General features: G+C 46.0%; 16 protein-coding genes. 12 read left to right on the top strand and 4 right to left on the bottom strand.

Going from position 1 to position 18,808, the window contains the following annotated elements:
• Positions 1-317 precede the first annotated feature (317 nt).
• The 4 genes from KO501_RS13930 to KO501_RS13915 all read left to right on the top strand — a co-directional run bounded on the left by KO501_RS13930 (position 318) and on the right by KO501_RS13915 (position 3,567).
• The gene (locus KO501_RS13930; protein WP_252728421.1) at positions 318-2,570 is read left to right on the top strand and encodes a TonB-dependent receptor; all 2,253 of its coding nucleotides are present in this window, start codon (positions 318-320) and stop codon (positions 2,568-2,570) included.
• Between the two features lie 343 nt (positions 2,571-2,913).
• A complete protein-coding gene (locus tag KO501_RS13925) occupies positions 2,914-3,084 on the top strand; it encodes a hypothetical protein (protein WP_216030273.1) in 171 nt (56 codons plus the stop codon).
• Positions 3,085-3,122: 38 nt separating this feature from the next.
• The gene (locus KO501_RS13920) at positions 3,123-3,302 is read left to right on the top strand and encodes a hypothetical protein (protein WP_216030272.1); all 180 of its coding nucleotides are present in this window, start codon (positions 3,123-3,125) and stop codon (positions 3,300-3,302) included.
• Positions 3,271-3,567 (top strand): hypothetical protein, encoded by a 297-nt coding sequence (locus KO501_RS13915; protein WP_216030271.1) that lies wholly within the window; start codon positions 3,271-3,273, stop codon positions 3,565-3,567. The genes KO501_RS13920 and KO501_RS13915 overlap by 32 nt, the downstream gene beginning before the upstream one ends.
• A 90-nt stretch (positions 3,568-3,657) precedes the next feature.
• Here the strand turns inward: KO501_RS13915 and KO501_RS13910 are convergent, their stop codons facing one another.
• Positions 3,658-4,602 (bottom strand): SDR family oxidoreductase, encoded by a 945-nt coding sequence (locus KO501_RS13910; protein WP_216030270.1) that lies wholly within the window; start codon positions 4,600-4,602, stop codon positions 3,658-3,660.
• Positions 4,603-4,778: 176 nt separating this feature from the next.
• On the opposite strand from KO501_RS13910, the gene KO501_RS13905 reads away from it, so the two are divergent.
• The 5 genes from KO501_RS13905 to KO501_RS13885 all read left to right on the top strand — a co-directional run bounded on the left by KO501_RS13905 (position 4,779) and on the right by KO501_RS13885 (position 10,564).
• The gene (locus KO501_RS13905) at positions 4,779-5,675 is read left to right on the top strand and encodes an AraC family transcriptional regulator (RefSeq protein WP_216030633.1); all 897 of its coding nucleotides are present in this window, start codon (positions 4,779-4,781) and stop codon (positions 5,673-5,675) included.
• Between the two features lie 173 nt (positions 5,676-5,848).
• On the top strand, positions 5,849-6,487 hold the full coding sequence (locus tag KO501_RS13900) for a fibrobacter succinogenes major paralogous domain-containing protein (protein WP_252728475.1): 639 nt from the start codon (positions 5,849-5,851) through the stop codon (positions 6,485-6,487).
• Positions 6,488-6,508: 21 nt separating this feature from the next.
• Positions 6,509-6,952 (top strand): DUF3859 domain-containing protein, encoded by a 444-nt coding sequence (locus tag KO501_RS13895; protein WP_216030269.1) that lies wholly within the window; start codon positions 6,509-6,511, stop codon positions 6,950-6,952.
• Between the two features lie 137 nt (positions 6,953-7,089).
• Complete coding sequence (locus tag KO501_RS13890; RefSeq protein WP_216030268.1) at positions 7,090-8,211, top strand: P1 family peptidase; 1,122 nt, start codon at positions 7,090-7,092, stop codon at positions 8,209-8,211.
• Between the two features lie 214 nt (positions 8,212-8,425).
• Entirely contained in the window at positions 8,426-10,564 is a 2,139-nt protein-coding gene (locus KO501_RS13885) for a hypothetical protein (RefSeq protein ID WP_216030267.1), read from the top strand.
• Positions 10,565-10,654: 90 nt separating this feature from the next.
• Here KO501_RS13885 and KO501_RS13880 read toward each other — a convergent pair whose 3' ends face one another.
• From KO501_RS13880 to KO501_RS13870, 3 genes are all read right to left on the bottom strand, one after another.
• Positions 10,655-11,323 (bottom strand): hypothetical protein, encoded by a 669-nt coding sequence (locus KO501_RS13880; RefSeq protein ID WP_216030266.1) that lies wholly within the window; start codon positions 11,321-11,323, stop codon positions 10,655-10,657.
• A 143-nt stretch (positions 11,324-11,466) separates the two neighbouring features.
• Positions 11,467-13,425, bottom strand: coding sequence for a RecQ family ATP-dependent DNA helicase (locus KO501_RS13875; protein ID WP_216030265.1), 1,959 nt, complete (start codon positions 13,423-13,425; stop codon positions 11,467-11,469).
• 70 nt (positions 13,426-13,495) lie between these two features.
• Complete coding sequence (locus KO501_RS13870) at positions 13,496-13,735, bottom strand: DUF2164 domain-containing protein (RefSeq protein ID WP_216030264.1); 240 nt, start codon at positions 13,733-13,735, stop codon at positions 13,496-13,498.
• A gap of 372 nt (positions 13,736-14,107) precedes the next feature.
• Between KO501_RS13870 and yccS the strand changes: the two genes are divergently transcribed.
• From yccS to KO501_RS13855, 3 genes are all read left to right on the top strand, one after another.
• Entirely contained in the window at positions 14,108-16,300 is a 2,193-nt protein-coding gene (gene yccS / locus KO501_RS13865; protein WP_216030263.1) for a YccS family putative transporter, read from the top strand.
• Between the two features lie 125 nt (positions 16,301-16,425).
• Positions 16,426-16,887, top strand: a complete 462-nt coding sequence (locus KO501_RS13860; protein ID WP_216030262.1) for a host attachment protein — start codon at positions 16,426-16,428, stop codon at positions 16,885-16,887.
• A 282-nt stretch (positions 16,888-17,169) separates the two neighbouring features.
• Positions 17,170-18,714: an arylsulfotransferase family protein gene (locus KO501_RS13855; protein WP_216030261.1), complete on the top strand. Its 1,545-nt coding sequence runs from the start codon at positions 17,170-17,172 to the stop codon at positions 18,712-18,714.
• Positions 18,715-18,808: the final 94 nt, after the last annotated feature.

Here is an 18,808-nt window from a genome sequence, read left to right as displayed (position 1 = left end):
TGAGATGGCACTTTTATAACACCACGTTAAGCTGCATCGATTAAGGGATATGATGCAGTTGAGTTTTAAAAAAGCACAACAAACCCTAAATATTCAACTTAGAATAGGTTAAAAATACTAGTTCAATCAATGTCATACAGCTTACACATAGTTGTCACAAATTAACGTTACCTTGTCGTGGTATTCAGATCCCAGCGTAACTAAAAACATCTGGAGCATAGGCGGCAAGCAATATTATCAAGGTGATAAAACACCACCGGCTTTATTGTTCTTGCCTTGCCCTACACCTTTAATTATTACCGAGAACAATAGAAGTTATGAATACCAAACGTTTATTCACACTGTCGCCTTTGGCATTGATGGTGCTATCTGTATTTTCAGTGCAGGCACAACAAGAAAATAACCAAGATATGGAAAGCATCACGGTTACTGCACAAAAACGAGTGCAATCGATTCAAGATGTGCCGATGACAATGAGTGCCTTCGATTCCAATACCTTAGAAGATTTAGGCATCGATCAGTTTGATAAACTATCAGATTTTGTTCCCGGTCTGGTGGTTCAGCAGCAAAGTATCAACAACAATGGTTATGTGATTCGCGGCATTACTTCAGACGATGGTTCTGCCAGCGCTTCGGCGCGGGTTTCGGTGTATTTGAATGGTACCGATGTGTCTCGGTCTCGAGGGTCGTATTTTGAAACCTATGACATGGAACGCATTGAAGTGGTTAAAGGGCCCCAAGCCACACTTTTCGGTACGGCAGCCTCCATAGGTGCAATAAGTTTTGTTACCGCAAAACCTGAGCAAGAGTTGAATGGGTACCTTAAAGTATCTGCTGGTAATTATGACATGTACGAAGTGCAGGGCATGGTAACCGGTGGTAGCGAAACGGTGCAGGGGCGGTTTGCGTTTGTTAAAAAAGCCCGAGATGGCTACGTGAAAAATAACGCAGAAGGTGAAAATGATTTAAACGGCTATGACCGTCAAGCTTATCGCGCAAGTTTACGTTTTACGCCTAATGACGATCTCACGGTGGATATTATCTACAACCATGATGAAGCGAGCGATCCGGGCACCGCCTTTGCGTCTGAAGATGTGCTATTTACTGACGATGGCGCCTTTAGTGTGCCGGATTCAACCGTGCTGGGCATGAATGATATCGGCATTGAGCGAGAGGTGGATGACATTAACCTTACCGTAAATTGGGATTTATCCCCTCGCTACAGCCTCACCTACATTGGCGCATACCGAGATTACGATTCGTTAGAAACCTTCGATGCCGACGGTACCGAATACGAATTCCTTAGCTTTGCTGAGAATGCCACAGGTGATCAAACCTCCCAAGAGCTGCGCTTAAATTTCACCGGCGATAAGCTTAATGGTTTTATAGGTACTAGCTATTTTACTGAAGATGCGACCCAATCGGTTCCGTTTATTGGGGAAGAAGGTGTGGTGGTCAGTTGTATGGGGTTATTGGCCTCTTACGGTATTGAAAGCTGCAATACGGGTACGAGTGCACTGCTTACAGAGGGGGCATTTTCTGAACTGGTCAATGAGGGTATTTATACACGTAATACGGCTAACAACACCAGTGTTAGCGTCTTTGCCGATGCCTCATACGCGATCACGCCTAAGTTCGAGTTAACCGCCGGTCTTCGTTATGTTAAAGAATCACGGGAAACCACGGAATTTTCTGACATGCCATCGACCACCTTGATTTCATCGCTGGTCGGCTATGATTCCACCCTGTTTTTTACCTCTACCGCCAGCAACGGTATCACCTATGCAGCCGATGCCGATGACAGTGTATTGCTACCTCGATTAAATGCGCTGTACACCGTTAATGATGCTATCAATGTTTATGCGACCTTCTCTAAAGGGCAGCGTTCGCAAATTGTTGATATTGATGCTGGGGCGTTAAATCTGGTACCCGCAGAAGAAATCAGTAATTATGAAACAGGGTTAAAAGGCCGCAGTCACGGTGGTGCATTAACCTATTCCGCTGCCGTGTTCTTGCAAGATTATAAAAACTTCCAGGTTTCTGTGTATGACGGGGAAACCGGGTTATCAGAAACCGTTAATGCCGGTTCGGCCAGTAACCTCGGCTTTGAAGGTGAGGTTTCATGGAATATAACAGACGAGTTAAGAATTCTGGCCAATATTGCCATTATGGACGCAGGCATTGATGACGATGAAGAAAATGGCGAATACGCGGGTAATCAGTTTCGCTTACAACCGAAAACCTCTGGAGCCTTAGGGTATATTTATCGCACCGACATGGGCAATGAATTAACGTTTTTTAGTTCGGGAAGTTATACCTATCGTTCGTCAGTTTACTTCGATATCGAGAATCAATACGAAGAAGCTGCGGTGGCTCTGGTGAATTTGCAGTTAGGTGTTAGCGCAATGGATGATAACTGGGAACTCACCCTGGCCGCCACTAACTTGCTTGATAATGAATACATTATGGATGCGGGAAATACCGGCAGTTCCTTCGGTTTTGCTACCTACATTGAAGGGGCTCCGCGCATGGTCAGTTTGAATTTCACCAAGCGCTTTGGGCAATATTAACGTACCTGATTTTCTCGGATAAAATGCGAACAAAAAGCCACTCGGTTATGAGTGGCTTTTTTTATGGAACAAACAAGCGATATGTATACCTGAATACCGGCGGTGAAAAACTGTCTTTGAGATCCGTATCAATTAATAACAGGGCTGCTAGTTTGTATATGGCACTAAGGCCTTTATTTATAAACGAGGAGGGTTTTGCCCATGATTGAAGAATTGAATCAACAGACATTAAAGCACGTCTCAGGTGGGACGTGGGGCCATGTAGCAGTGGGTATTGCGATATTAGATGCAGTATACGACTTTTATCAAGGGTATCAATCAACTAGAAGATAGGAACAAAAATATGAAGCAATCAACTGTAAAAAAACCAACTGAGCTATCAAGTGAACAGATCGATATGATTTGTGGAGCTGCGCTTTTCTTCGATTTAGGGGCATTTTTTGGAGAAGTAGCCAATGCCCATGACCATATATATCGAACTTATGGTCGAACGAGTATGAACCACTATTTGTAGCGCATCGAAAACTATTGTTTTACAAAGGAACGTCGCCAATGAAAAAACTCAGTGGCATTGGCTTTAAGATCGCCGGCGGTTTGTTTCTTTGCCAAGCGTTGTATTCTTTTGTTACAACGCTTTCTCAAGAGGCATACCTAGACCAATTACAAATGGCCGTTTTGTTTTTTATTGCAAGCCAGATGTATGAAACAAAAACGCGGAGCAACAGCAGCTAGCCCGATAAACGGGGCTTCTGCCAACGTCATGCTTTACGGAGCAATAAGCAAAGTGGTAAATAACGCTATTGACCTGACGGTGCTTACCCTTGGCCACAGTGTCAGATCTATTCTCTGCCGGGCGGGCTTTTTAGGTATTGTTGGGTCGTTTTTTCAGCAGAACGGCCTGCAACCTAACCCTCTAAGCCAATTTGAAGTAGTGTCCATGCCTGTGGCGCGAAATCATTGGGTAGCCAACCAAGACTGTCTGATACCACCAAAATAAGAAACACTAACATGGTTATGTGGCGCCAGTTGCGTTGAAGCCACGACTGAACGGCGGCTTCCGCGGTAATGATGGCCGTTTCGCCCTCAACTAGAGGGGCCAGTTTAATGACGTTTTTTCCAGTGATATTGCCCAAAGTTGAGCGGCCATTTCTTCATCGAGGGCAATGGGGACGAGTGTATTTTCCCCTACTGGGCCTACGGTATTTGCCCGTTTGGTGGGCCCGTAAAGGGTAGTGGGTTTTAGGTTGTCCTGGGTTGCGCACATCACTTCTGGCCATGCGCCTTTTTCTGCCGATTGGGCAATAAACCGTGACATCACCGACCACAACACTTTGTTGAAAGTACTAGCCGTATCCATGAGCAGGTTAGTGCGGGAAGCGCCCGGATGACAAACCTGTACCTCTACCTGTATGTTTGCCGCCTTGATACGGCGTTGTAGTTCGTAGCCAAACATCATTTGCGCCAGCTTGCTTTGAGCATAGGCATTCCAGGCGGTATATTTTTGATCAAAGTTAAGATCTTCAAATTTGATCCGTTTGAGCCCCATTTTGTACGCGTTGCTACCCACGATAACGATGCGCCCCGAGGAATCTTCTATGCGTTGGAATAACAGACCACACAGCAAAAAGTGGCCAAAGTGGTTTACCCCCAGCTGACTTTCAAAACCATCAACGGTGATCTCTTGGTTTGCCACTTGTGCGATTGCGCCATTACAGATTAGCGCATCAATATTGGGGGTTGTTGCAAGCAGTTCTTTGGCTGCGCGGCGTACCGAATCTAGCTGTGCCAAATCAAGTTGTATGTATCTTACGTCAATGTGTTGCCCCAACAATGTTTTTAATTTTTCTATGGCGATGGCCGATTTACTAGGGTTACGGTTCAACATAACAACTTTAGCGCCTTTACTCAGTAAAAGATGAGAAGCTTCAAAGCCTGCACCGCTATTTGCACCTGTGATCACGTAGGTTTTATTCGCAAGTGAGCCGATTTGTGTGGGTGTCCAGCCCTTTTTGCCAAATGGTTGTGTGGTCATGATAAGTACCTTTGTTGGGGCGTTGCGCGTGGCACGCTTAAAAAATTTAATTTGCTTGACACTTCGGGAAAGCGTAGCGTTATCTGGAATGTACTATAACTATCATTTGGTGATTCAAATAGGCTAAATAATCTCTAAAACATGCCTATTTGTATCTTTGTGAGATTTTTGTGGAAATGATAAAGCAGCAAATAAAGCACTTGGTGGCTAACCGCCTTACCGACGATGGCATGGTTGAAAGCGGCGTTGAAGGTGTGAGTTTATTTAGAGTTACCCACGGGATCCCGTGTGCACCGGCGGTCTATGAACCGGCGGTGATTGTTATTTTAAATGGCCGAAAAGAGGCGATTTTGGAGGGGAAGCGATACCACTACGATAATCGCCACTACCTGTGTTGCACGGTTTCTATGCCGGTAGAGGCCGGCACGCCAGAAGCTTCACCAGAAAGTCCATTACTGGGCGTTTATATTTCACTGAATACCAAAGTGATGACAGAGCTTGCCATCGCCATGGAAAGTGCGTCTGGCGCTATCAAGCTTCCTAAAAGCACCGCGCAACCACAAGGGCTTGCGTTGGCCAATTGGGACGAGGCTTTTTCTGATGCCTTGCTTCGGTTGCTGCAACTGGATAGCCCCATGGACATCGCTATTTTAGGCGAAAGTCGATTACGGGAGTTGTATTACGCCGTATTAAAAGGGGATGCCGGTGTGTCTGCAAGAAGGGCATTTGGTATCGGCAATGAGATCGCCCGCTCAATCGACTATTTATCGGAAAACTTAGATAAAAATATCACTATTGATGAATTGGCTTCTTTGGTTGGCATGAGCCGAGCGGTATTCCATCGCAAATTTAAGCAAGCCACCAGAATGTCGCCTATTCAGTTTATGAAGTCTATGCGCCTGAACAATGCTGCCATGAAAATTGCTGCAGGCATGAACGTCAGTGAAGCCGCCATGTCAGTGGGTTATGTCAGTTCCTCCCAATTTAGCCGAGAGTTTAAACGCATGTATGGGCAATCGCCAAAACAATGGCGTCATGGTGAAGAGTTATTTGAGCATATGCACTCGCTCTAAAACGGGCAATTAAATACAAATAGGCATGTTTTTAAGAGCATATCGCCTATAACGGTAATGGCTAGAGCGTTAAAGTAATACGCATCCTTGTGATGCGGACCATTTTTATGAAAGCACTGAGTTTAACCATTGGAGCAAGTATGGTTGTAGCCGCGACAACCTTAGCGCAAAATATGGATCAAGAACTAAATATACGGCAAGAAACGGTGCAAGATGTGGAAGGCAATGTTTATCGCACCGTTACGATTGGCGATCAGATTTGGCTGGCAGAAAACCTAAGAAGCACCCGATTTCAAGATGGCTCGGCGGTGAGGTCCGGCGCTATTCCCAAAGATGATGACACCAATTTGTTAAAATATGGCCGGTTATACAACTGGTATGACGCGGCAGATGAAAGAAACCTTTGCCCGGTAGGCTGGCGCGTTGCCTCTGACGATGATTGGAAATCATTAGAGCGTGCCATAGGTATGCCTGAATATGAGGTAAACAACAGCGGTTGGCGTGGTGGTGCTCTCAATTTAGGCGTGCAATTAAAAGAGGCGCAATCCGATGGTTTATTTGCTCACTTTACGCCTTCTCAAATTAATCGATACGGGTTTTCTGCTCGTCCAGCGGGGGTTAAATGGCATGGCTGGTATATCACCCAGGGGGATTACAGTGAGTTTTGGACCACCAGTAGTGCCAGTGATAAAAAGGCCATTATTCGAACCCTTGCCTATTCGTGGTGGAACAAACATAAAGGGGAAATTCGCCGCGCAACAAGTACCAAAGACTATCTGTTTTCGGTAAGGTGTGTGAAAAATACAACATGAACCACATCTTGGATAATATTCATGGCAAAGCGCAAACCGATTGTCGAGATAGTCACCTACGGCATTCATTCAACGTGGGACGCGAAAGAAAAAGCGCTGCCCAAAGTAAAGGAATTCACCTTAAACGTCCCCCTAGAACTTGATATTGAATTCGGTTTTATCGTCAATATTAAACGGGCGAAAAACCAGAAGGTGTATTACTGTATCTATCACCCCGATATTCCTGATAAGCGCGGTGAGCCAATGCCCCCCTTCGACGGCGAAGAGTACGTCAATTCAAACGACTGGGATTTTTACTTGGGCGATACCCTGTGGGAACCGCTGGACAACAAAGTAGGGGATTGGCGCATGACACTAACCTTGGGTGAGGAGTTGATTGCGGATAAAACCTTCACGGTGGAACCCGAATTACCCTACGAAGGGGCGCAATTTTGGCGTCGAGGAAAACCTAAATTACGACGTTAATTTGAGGGGATAACGGATCTTAATGCTAACTAAGAGTCTGCACTGTAACCTAGCCCTGCTTTTGATATTCCCTCATTCCCGTGTGACACTGTAATAAGCAATTTGACCACCTAGCTATCAAAAAAGGGCTGTGCACTATGCGTTTTATTACCTTTGTCTTTTTACTCTTGTCACTGAATATTCCAGCTCATGCTGAACAGGTCCGAGCCCGAGATTTAGGGATCGCCCCCGGCGTTCTCACCCCTGGGCCACTTAACGCCATTACTGATGTAAGGGCAGTAAAGGTTGGACAGATTACCTTAAGCAACAATAAGGATAAAAATACCGGCGTGACAGCCGTTATTCCCGCATCAGGCAACCTGCGACAAAACAAAGTTCCCGCCGCTGTATACGTCGGTAACGGCTATGGAAAAATGGCAGGTATTAGCCAGGTGCAAGAGCTCGGAGAAATAGAAACCCCCATTGTCCTGACCAATACCTTAAATGTGGCAGAAGGCATCGCCGGGGTCGTAGCCTGGACCTTGGAACAAAAAGGGAATGAAGATGTGCGCTCTGTGAACGCGGTGGTGGGGGAAACCAACGATGGCTATCTAAACGATATTCGCGCCCGATTCGTTACCCAGGCACAGGTTATTCAAGCCATTGAACAAGCCAGCGGCGGGCCGGTTAAAGAAGGCAATGTGGGAGCGGGCACAGGAACCCGCGCCTTTGGTTGGAAGGGAGGCATAGGCACCAGTAGTAGAGTGTTACCCGCCCATTTAGGCGGTTATACGGTGGGGGTACTGGTACAAAGTAACTTTGGCGGTATTTTAACCATGGATGGCATAAAAGTGGGGGAAGCCTTAGGTCAATATTACCTTAAAGGTGCCCTTAACGAGGATACGGCGGCCGATGGCAGTATTATGATTGTGGTGGCAACCGATGCCCCCTTATCCCACCGTAATTTACATCGGTTAGCGAAACGGGCCATGGCTGGGGTGGCGCGAACTGGTGCCAGTTTAACCAATGGTTCTGGCGATTATGTTATTGCTTTTTCATCAGCCGATGAGGTTAGACGATTTGCCGATGCACCGCCCACGAACCAGCACCTAGTGGCAAACAATGCTATGTCGCCATTGTTTCAAGCGGTAAATGAAGCAACGGAAGAAGCCATTTATAACAGCTTATTAATGGCTACCGACGCCAATGGTCATCAGGGACCGGTAAAAGCCCTGCCGGTTGATACTTTGCGGTCAATGCTGGAAGTGAAGCGCCCCTGAACAACCGCCCTGAGCAAAAAGTCGCTATTAACCGTTGGGCGAAGTAGTCACCCCTAGCAAGGACAACACGCTATACGTTATCGACACTTAACGCTACTTAGTGACAGTTAAGGTTTTAATGACGAAATAGTTATTGATTAAATTTTCACCATCTTTAACCCTGCATAGTGAATCTTGTGCAATGAGAACGTATTAATGTTTAGGGAGAGATGTCATGAAAATAGTATTCAATGGCGATAAGGTGTGGCGTGTTCCCCTTATGGCTACGGCAATGTTAGCCATAACGGCTTGTGGTAGTAGTGATAGTGAATCTGAAGCCAATTTACTTGAAGGCGTATTTTTAGATAGTGCGGTAGAAGGGCTAGCGTACAAAACCGACACCCTGTCGGGAGTCACTGACGAAAAGGGCACATTTTACTACCATGAAGGGGAAAGCATCACCTTTTCTATTGGCGGGATCGAACTTGGCGAGGTGCCGGGCGGTGAGGTTATTTCGCCGTATTCATTTGCCACTTCTGACGCTGTCTCCCCCGATGTGGTAACCAATATTGCCCAGTTCTTACAAACCCTCGATATCGATGGCGATCCAACCAACGGCATCCTCATTAGCGACGCTATGCTGGTGGCCGCTGAAGATCTCGCCCTTATTTTTGATGTTTCAAGTGACGAGTTCGCCGCTGACAGCGACCTTACCACCGCCCTTGAACTTCTTGCTACCCATTTAGAATACAGTTACGAACACATGGTCTCTGTTGAAGCGGCCTTGGCGCACCTAGATGAGACCTTGGGGACTGATGACGACACCGGCACAGGTGGTGATGATGACACCGGCACCGGTGGCGATGATGACTCAGGTACTGGTGGTGATGACGACACCGGCACTGGTGGTGATGATGACACCGGCACAGGTGGTGATGATGACACCGGCACCGGTGGCGATGATATCGTGGCATTAACGAGTTTAAGTGTTACAGGTAACGACGGTACCCTTAGCAGTATTTGGGATTATCTGGCGATCCGCGATATTGCGGTGGGTTATACAGAATTTACCGGTGTGGATGAATCTGTGCTACTGGTAGGCGGTGAAGATGTGGATTCGGTAGAAACATTAAGTGGCTTAACGTCATCGCCGAATAACGGCTTTGCCATGGTTGCTGCTTTTGCCGATGGTACTAACATTACCGGCGCTTCCATCATCTCTGTGGTTGCAGGTACGGAGTACAATTTTGAATGCACCGTTAATTGTGACATCGCCATCGATATTGAGTCCCAACTTATCACCTTTGATAATGCTGAATTTATTTGGGAAGACGACAATGAATCTATTTTTGTTAGCGGATCTGTACCTTGGGTTGATGGTGATGAGTATGTGGATACCACAGGCTGGGTAGGATCTGAAGCGCCTACTGACACTACTTTTTGTGCCACTAATCTTGCCACTACCGCAACGGCGCTGTCAGACGGTGGTTTAGCCTATACCACCGATGACGGAAATTGCGTAGGGCTATTAAGCGTTGAAAGTCATAAATTCACCAAGCCGTTAACGGCCACCATAGTGGCAACCGGCGACGGCGCCGCCAGCGGCAGTTTGTCCATCGACAGCCAAGTAAAGATCTATTCTCGTACCGTAGATAAGGGCATTGATTATACCGATGAAAGTGGTAACCCTTTATTTGAATCCATTGTTCAGGGGGCGTTTACCATCACCAATACCAGTGCCTATGAACTTTGTCTTTCAGACATTGATGATTGGCAGATGCTAAAAGCCGACGGCAGTGAGTTAGTAAAATCGGAAATGGTGACCTATAGCTTTAGCGATACGAGCTACAGCTATAACTTTACCAGTTTTAACGATTTTAGCCTTCCCGGCCTATCCTGTTTACCACCAAGTGGAACCACCATCGCACATTTAACACTGTTGCAGTACGTGGTAAGTGACAGTGATGAGTTACTGCTTCCAGAGGTGGCGGAAATCGCCGTATCATTGGAGGCGGAGTACAACCTTGTCTCCGAAGGCACGCTGTATACCACATTAACGCCGAATTATATGGAATGGTTGTATGTGAATGGTACGCCAGGGATCCGTTTTGCCTTTACCAACAACACGGGGATACAACTGGTTCAGGATGATACACATCCGGTTTGGTATTACGATAATGATGGCTACCCAATTTTAAGAAGCTATGTGTATTTGCACAAAGAACTGGGTGTGGAAGACTACGAACTAATCAACAGTGATCTTATTATCAACGATGGCGATCAGGTGGTGTTGCTGGATGATTCTGCGGAAATTGCCATTCTTGCGTTAGGTGGTGGTAACGCTGTGAAGGCGGTGTTATATCCGGATTTCTAAATAGGCTATGAACCATTAGTGATGGACACATAAAAGGGTATTGATGCAAGTTGCACAATACCCTTTTTGATGGGGTTAGTGTGTTGATAATTAGCGTTTAGAGGTGAGGCAAAAATAGACGTCATTCCCTAGGTTTTCATACACAGTCATCGTGTTTTGACTTCGATGGATAAGACTAAAAGAAGGGGAGGTTACTGCGGTGAGTTTATCTGCGCATGCCTTGATACTGCTGACAGGGTTAAAGCTGAAGTCCTGTGGCACCGACGCGTATGCGGTGATGTCAGTTTTGCCCGTAGTGGTGTTGCCCTTAGGTGAACCGGTAAGATTCGCCAATGGCTCATTCGCAGAGGCGTTATTAGGCGCTTGGGGAGCTAGCCAGAGTAAATGGCCCACTAAAATAACTACCGGTATGGGCACCATCATCCAGCTAAGGGTAACGTGAGCCCATGACGGTGAATTTTCTGTAGGGTTTAACCTCGTGTTTTTTATTTTCCCGATGAGCGAAGGATCATCCCCAGCCATTATCAAGGTGTGGGTTTCTACCTCAAGACCCATGGCAATGCGGGTGAGGTTGCTAAAGGCAACGGGTTGCTCACGAAATACTTTGTTGACGAGATCTTTTGGCGGCCGGGGCAGGTTTTCTAATTCCGCAATGTGCCTAGCCAGTTGGATCTGGGAGGTAAAGCCTTTGCTAATCATTGCCGCTTCTAATTTTTGACGTGAAGCTTTTACGCCTCTTACTCGCTTACGATTTTCCATATTGTCAGCGCCTAGTGAACGAATTTTTGCCAAGTGGGAACAGCAAACCCAATGTATAAAAGCTTATAAATACATTAGAGGCATTGTTAGGCTTTAAAGCTAAAAGGTGGTCATAAGCAACCGGGGCAACCAGTGAAAAGGGATTAAGGTAAAAGCGAAGCCACCAAGGTTTTGACATCGCCATATCGACAGTGCTCACAACAACCAAAGCCCGCGACTTGCTTTACCTTTAAGCGGGTAAATAATGGCATAGTCATATTGGTAAGAAAACGGCAATACATAGACTCGGTTAGCGGGATGTCTAACTTATCTTTGAGGTGGGCGTTAAGTGCCGCCATCGCTTCGGCAACTTGGGTTTTATCTGGCATAGGAATGGGGTGGGAATAAGAAAGTTTGGCTACTTTTCCCTTACATACGCTGCAATGACCGCATTGTGCGGGGGCGTGTTGATCATCAAAATACGCCGATAGACTTGCGTTTAAGCACTTATCTAGCTCGAAAAAACGTACCAAGGTGGCAATCCGTTGTATTTCTTTTTCTTCGTTTTCAGCAAAATAAGAGGCCAGCTTTGCCGCTAAGTCGTCAGCTAATAGCTTGGGCTGGTTGACTTCGTAGACATCGGTGATCAATCGAGAGGCCAGTTCAATATGATTATGTTCGTGCAAATACTCTAAAGCAGTAACCACCCGTCCACGTTCGGCACCGTAATGTTGATAAATACTGTCAAAATCCACTACGCCCCACACTTTTTTCATGTTGGTATGGGTGAACACCGCATTCAGAAATTCCCGGCGCTCTGCTGAAAATTGGTTAAGAATTTGCGCTTTATCGGTGATGAAGCGAAACTTAAATTCGGCAAAATAAGCATATAAAGGACGGATAACCTCGGCTAATTCAAGCTGTACGAGCAAGGTTTTTAAGGGGAGTTGGCGAATATTACTTAACGTAGATAAGCTGTTTAATTGGGTTTCCCACTGATACCGCCCATTGGAGTCTGGGGTTTTTCCTTGTGCGGCAATATCATCAATGACCCGCACAATGGCGTCTTGATCTGGCGTATCGCCGTATACAAAATTTTCGATGGTAACGATGCCATCTAAGTTTGCTAAGACAGTACAGATCGCCGGTTGTCCGTCGCGACCGCCACGGCCTATTTCTTGACTATAGTTTTCGATAGATTTAGGCAGATCGTAATGAATAACAAAACGAATGTCTGATTTATCAATACCCATGCCAAACGCAATGGTGGCCACCACCACTTGCAGGTGGTTTTGCATAAAGTCATGTTGAATGGTTTGCCTGATATCACTGTCTAGGCCAGCGTGATACGCTTTTGCTCGGCATCCGTTTTGCTGCAAAAAGCGGGCGACTTCTTCAGCCGTCTTCTGTAGGGTCACGTACACAATTCCCGCACCGGACTGCTGATGTAATTGCTGTAGCAAGGCCTCATTTTTGTTCGCCTCTACCACGGGCAAAACATTCAGATTCAGGTTAGGCCGATAAAAACCGGTTTGAATAATATCCTCGGTGTGTATGGCAAATCGGCGAGCCATATCCAGTTTTACTTTTTTTGTGGCTGTGGCCGTCAGTAATAGTACCAATGGAATATTGAGGGCCTGTTTATAAGCCGGTAGTTTTAAATAATCGGGCCGAAAATTGTGCCCCCATTCTGAAATACAGTGGGCTTCGTCAACCACTAGCATAGACACTTCTATAGATGCTAAAAACTGCCTGAAACGTTCATTTTTAAAACGCTCTACCGATACCATAAGAATTTTACAGTGGCCAGTGCGCACGTCATTCATTACTTGACGGTTTTGTTCATGGGTTAGGGTGGAGTCAATGCTCGCCGCAGCAATGCCTTTGCTATGTAAAAATGCCAGTTGATCTTTCATCAGTGCTAACAATGGCGAAACCACCAAGGTCAGGTGGGGCAATTGGGTAGCGACAAATTGATAGCACAAAGATTTACCTGAGCCGGTGGGAAAAATTGCTAAGGTTGAACGTTGGTTTAGCAGTCGTTGTACCACCTCTTGCTGGCCGGTACGAAATGACGAAAAGCCAAATAGATGGTGTAGTTGTGAGGTGTAATCGGCAGTCATGGGTGCGGCAGCTCCTTTAGCCAGGTGTACAAAAAAGCAAAAGCGTTGGGTATAGGGCGATGATAGCCGCTTACAGTTTTTCTAATTGATAGATGGCGTCGGTTAGACCGTCCATTTTATCCGTAAGTACCGCTTGGGCATCGTACAGCCCCTGATTATAGAAAAGGCTACCCATTTCTTTCGCAATAAAATCCACTAAAAAGTCTGCATCAAACTGGCCTAATTCAACGTCTAGCTCGGCTTCCATATAGCGCTGCAATTTTTCCGTCATTTGTGCTTTTTGTTCAGCGGTAAACTCTATTTCTGCCATTACCCATCTCCATACAGGATGCATTTTTAATTAAGAAACGTAGTTAATTAGCTTATCGCATTTACACCCACTTGTCGGTGGGTTTAGCCTATTTACGGTCAAAACAGATCTTGAGTATTGGGTGTCACTAAGACGACGGGCTGCCAGAGTCCCGTTTACCGAAAAGCGGCTTTTTAGGGTAACAGTATTGCCAGGCAAAATAGCACTAAGATTTGACTCGTTAGTTAAGATAGTTTTGCGTAAAATTTATCCTCTTATCATACTATTAACAGCGCGATATCAGATTGCGGGATAGGCTTGTAGTTGGGGGTATGGCCGTTTAGACTTGCAATTACTTACTTCTTCTTTTTCTAAGAGATGGATTTTTCCACCATGTCACCCTTTAAGCTTCTTCCCCAGTCGGTGCGTCATTTAGGCGTTAGCCAATTGTCTTACGGTATACGGGTTTTTATTGCATTGTGTGGCGCTATCACCATGAGCTTGGTGACAGACCGTATCGATATGGTTATACCTCTTTTTCTTGGTGTCATTGCTAGCGCGTTGGCCGAAACGGAAGATGGCTGGCAGGGGCGTTTGCGGGCTTTGAGCATTACCCTCGTTTTGTTTCTTGTCACTGCATTTGGGGTGCAGCTGTTAATGTCTCATCCATGGGCTATGGGAATATCCATCGCCGTAGTGGCGTTTTCCATGTCGATGGGCGGCGCGTTAGGGCGTCGTTATGGTCAAATTTCTCAAGCGACCCTGATTTTAGCCGTGTACACCATGATAGGGTTAAATCAGGCAACGCAAGCGGTGCCCGTGTGGTATGAGCCCGCGCTGCTAACCTTAGGGGCGTTATGGTATGGCGTGCTTTCGGTTATTTGGGCTGCGTTGTTTGTACATATTCCATTGCGGCAAGCGCTCGCGACCTTGTATGTCGAAGTGGGTCGTTATTTAAAATTAAAATCCCGGTTGTTTCCGCTGATCACCAGTGAGGCGGTGGATTCACTGCGATTAGATCTAGCTCAACAACACGGGCAAGTGGTTGTGGCCTTAAATAAGGTGCGAGCTATTTTGGTAAGTCGCATCGACAGTAGCCCGCAAAACCCCCGTTTAGGGCGTTACATCCAGCTCTATTTTATTGCCCAAGCGATTCATGAACGGGCTAGCTCTTCTCACTATGACTATGCGGATCTCGCGGAAACGTTTTTTCATAGCGACATCTTGTTTCGTATACAGCGGCAGTTATATGAGGCCGGGGTAAGCTGCGAAAAAATTGGTGAAGCGGTACGCAGCAAACAAGCCATCGATTTGCACGATAGCGAAATCGCCGTCGCCGGTTTAAAGAAATCGATGGCTTATCTGGCGCAAAATGCGGTACCGGTTCGAGGACGGTTATTTCGTTCCCTTCGTCAGTTGTCAGACAATGTCGTTAGCTTGCAGCAAGAACTCGATAAAGCCCGTTCGCTAGAGGATATATCGCTAACGGATGCTTCTCAGCAAATTCCTCAGCCACCGGTAAATTTTCGCGCTATTTTAAGTCAGATAGTCGATCAGCTAACGCCGAAGTCGCAAGTTTTTCGCCATGCTGTGCGTATGTCTATAGGTCTTACCTGCGGCTACGCCATTATTCAAACCACTGATATTTCTGTGGGCTATTGGGTAATGTTAACCACCTTATTTGTTTGCTTGCCCACTTTTGGTTCTACCCGTAAACGTCTTTATGAGCGAATAGTGGGCACGGTTGTCGGCTTGGTGCTTGCTTGGAGTTTAATTACACTTTTCCCATTAGATCTTATTCAATTGCTGATAGCGGTGGTAGCAGGTGTCGTATTTTTCTTAACGCGAACTCATCGCTACGTGCTGGCCACATCGGCAATCACCTTAATGGTTATTTGCTGCTTTAATCAGGTATCCGACGGTTATGATGTGATATTACCGCGTCTTTTCGACACCTTAATTGGCAGTGTTATTTCTTGGTTAGCCGTATTCTTTATTCTGCCAGATTGGTCTTATCGACAACTGCCTATCACCTTTGCTGAGGGTCTGCGCCGCAGTTCCGACTATTTACGGGATTTAATGGGCTTTTATCAAGCCCAAGCGGTAAGTGAACAGGTTTATCGGCATAGCCGGCGGCGGGCGAACAATGCAGATGCTCTGCTTACCTCTACGTTGGTGAACATGCAACAAGAGCCGGGGCATTTTCGGCGAGACACCGAGTTATGGCAACGACTTGTTATCCGAAGCCATACTTTATTTAATTATATCGCAGCGTTTGGCGCACACCGCGAAGCCTTGATTGCGCAAACGAGCGATCCCTTGCTTATCGCTGCGGGAGAATACATTGTCAATAGCCTCACTGAAGTGGCGCAATGTCTGGAAGATAGAAGCTTAGTGGTCGATTGCACCACAGAATTTGAACAACTAAGAGCCCAGCTTGACGAATGTTCTACCCAAGAAAATGAGCAGCATTATTTTGTTTTGTCACAGTTATTGTCGTTACTGGGGCAGTTAGAGGATATTCGTAAATTAACCCGTGAACTGCAAATTCAGGTTCATGGCGAGGCGGTCACCAGTAAAGAGTAGTCTAAGGCTTACACCTCATTCATTGGTCAATTAAGATCCTTTCTATCTAAGGCGTTTTCGGCAAAATGAAACTTTTTTGCCCTTGGTACGCTATAAACCATGAATACCTTAGTTAAGGAGGAGCTATGTTAGGAAAGTCATATTTAGTGGTAGCGAATCGTTCCGAAGCCAAAGTATTACTTGAGAAAGACGGCGCTAGTTCGTTAGAGAATGTAACCACCTTAGTCAATGAAGATGGACGGGCCTCTGATGGCGATCTTGTCACAGACCGTCCCGGCGCGGTTTCTGCCGCTGGTGGGACAGTGCCGGGAATCGATACAATGAGTAGAAAAAGTGCGGCGGATATCGAGGCCGAACGCTTTGCTGGCACGGTGGCCGATTGGCTGGATAAACGCCGTAGCACCGAAAAGGTTTACCATGTAGATATTATTGCTGCCCCCAGTTTTTTAGGGCGCTTGCGGGGGAAAATGAGTAAGCCGCTAAGTGAACTTGTGGGCGTTACGGTGAACAAGGATGTGGTGAATGAAGATAGCCAGCTGTGGATCAATTACTTAAAAGCCGCCGGTAGAGGAACAACGGTGCAATAACGGGTGATCCTTTACTAACCATGTTTTGTTTCATTTATTTTAAAAGGCCAGCATCTGCTGGTCTTTTTGCTTTTCAGCCCTTCGTTTTGCTAGCCACAACCTTTGGCAGTTTTGTAAGTATTAAAGTAAAGATATTTAAATCTAATTGCACAATTTACGGCAATCTTCACACTGTCTTAGCTGATTAGAAAGTCAGCGCATCACTGATAAATTAATCAGCTTAGTCGCCTTTTCGGTTTTATTCGCTAAATCTCTTAATTTACTTATTCCCAAGGTAATTGAATGCATTTACATACTTCTTCTTTACGGTATTTTGCCCTTTTGTTGTCACTACTAACGTTGTTGTCTGGGTGTGGCTCAAGTTCATCGGACGATTCTTCTAGCACCAGCTCAGTGGATGAAACCACAAGCGATGACTCCAGTGACGATGATACGGATTCGGATTCAGACACCGATTCTTCGGTAACCGAATATTCTACCTCCAATACAATTGGCCTTGTGCTTAACTCTTCAGAAGCCCAAAACGGATACACGTTATTTGGTGGCCTACGCTTTAATACCACCTATCTAATTGATAATTGTGGTGAGTTGGTGCAAAGCTGGGATTCAGACTACAGCACTATGTCTGCTTATTTACTGGAAAATGGCAATCTATTACATACTGCTCGCTTTGAAAGTGCTGAAAATAGCGAGTTTTTGTTAGCCGGCGGTGACTCGGGGCGGATTGAAATTATTAACCCCCAAAACGAAGTGGAATGGTATTACGAATTCAACAGTGATACCCAGTTTATGCATCACGATGTGGAGTATCTTGAAAGTACAGGTACGGTACTTGTGATGGTGTGGAACAAGCACACGGCAGATGAAGCTGAAGAAGCCGGCTATAGCGGCGGGCATGCGTTATGGAGCGAGCAAATCATTGAGCTTGATCCCACCGCGGAAAGTGCAGAAAGTGCAGTGATTTGGCAATGGGACTCGTGGGATCATATGGTACAAGACGCTGATGTTTCAGCGCAAAATTACGGGATGATTTCTGAAAATCCGCAACTCATTGATATTAATTTTACCGGTCTTGATGTTGAGTATGACGCCGATCCTATTCATATGAACTCGGTGGCTTATAACGCCGATCTCGATCAAATTATGATCAACAGTCGCAACTATAGTGAATTTTGGATCATTGACCATTCTACCACCACCACCGAAGCGGCTTCGCATACTGGCGGGGTTCGGGGTAAAGGTGGCGACATTCTGTTTCGTTGGGGCAATCCGCAAACGTATGGTATGGGTGATGCTGATGATCAAAAGCTGTTTTTACAACATGATGCATACTGGATCGATGATGACTACACCGACGGTGGGCAGGTCATGATCTTTAATAACCAAGCTAATTATTACGGCACCACCGATTATTCGACGATCAACGTGGTGGATACCGAAGTGAGTGAAACCGGTGATTACGCCCTGAACGATGATGGAACCTACGGTCCCGATGACTTTACTTGGACCTACACCGCGGATAACCCAACTGATTTTTATGCCACTAATATTTCCGGTGCACAGCGTTTAGACAATGGCAATACCATCATAGATGAAGGCACCACAGGTACATTTTTTGAGGTGACCTATGATGGTGACGTAGTTTGGAAATACATCGCACCTGTGGATGAAACCGGCCCGCTCACCCAAGGAGAAACGGCGGGGAATAACTTTGTTTTCCGTATAAACCGTTACGCCACTGACTACATTGGTCTGTCTTATTATAGTTTAACTGCCAGTGGTACCATCGAAAATGGCTCTGATTACACTTGCGAAGTATTTGATTAAATAACCCTAGACACCGCGCCATTTCGCCCTTTAAAAGGCTACGTTCTCTTCCTTAAGGGGAGCCCCTTAGATAGCGGATAGCGCGGTTTTCCCT

The sequence above is a fragment of the Alteromonas sp. C1M14 genome, assembly GCF_018860965.1.
Classification (GTDB): Bacteria; Pseudomonadota; Gammaproteobacteria; order Enterobacterales; family Alteromonadaceae; genus Alteromonas.
The sequence above is the reverse complement of the archived record's forward strand: the minus strand, read 5'-3'. Positions and strand labels throughout refer to the sequence as shown.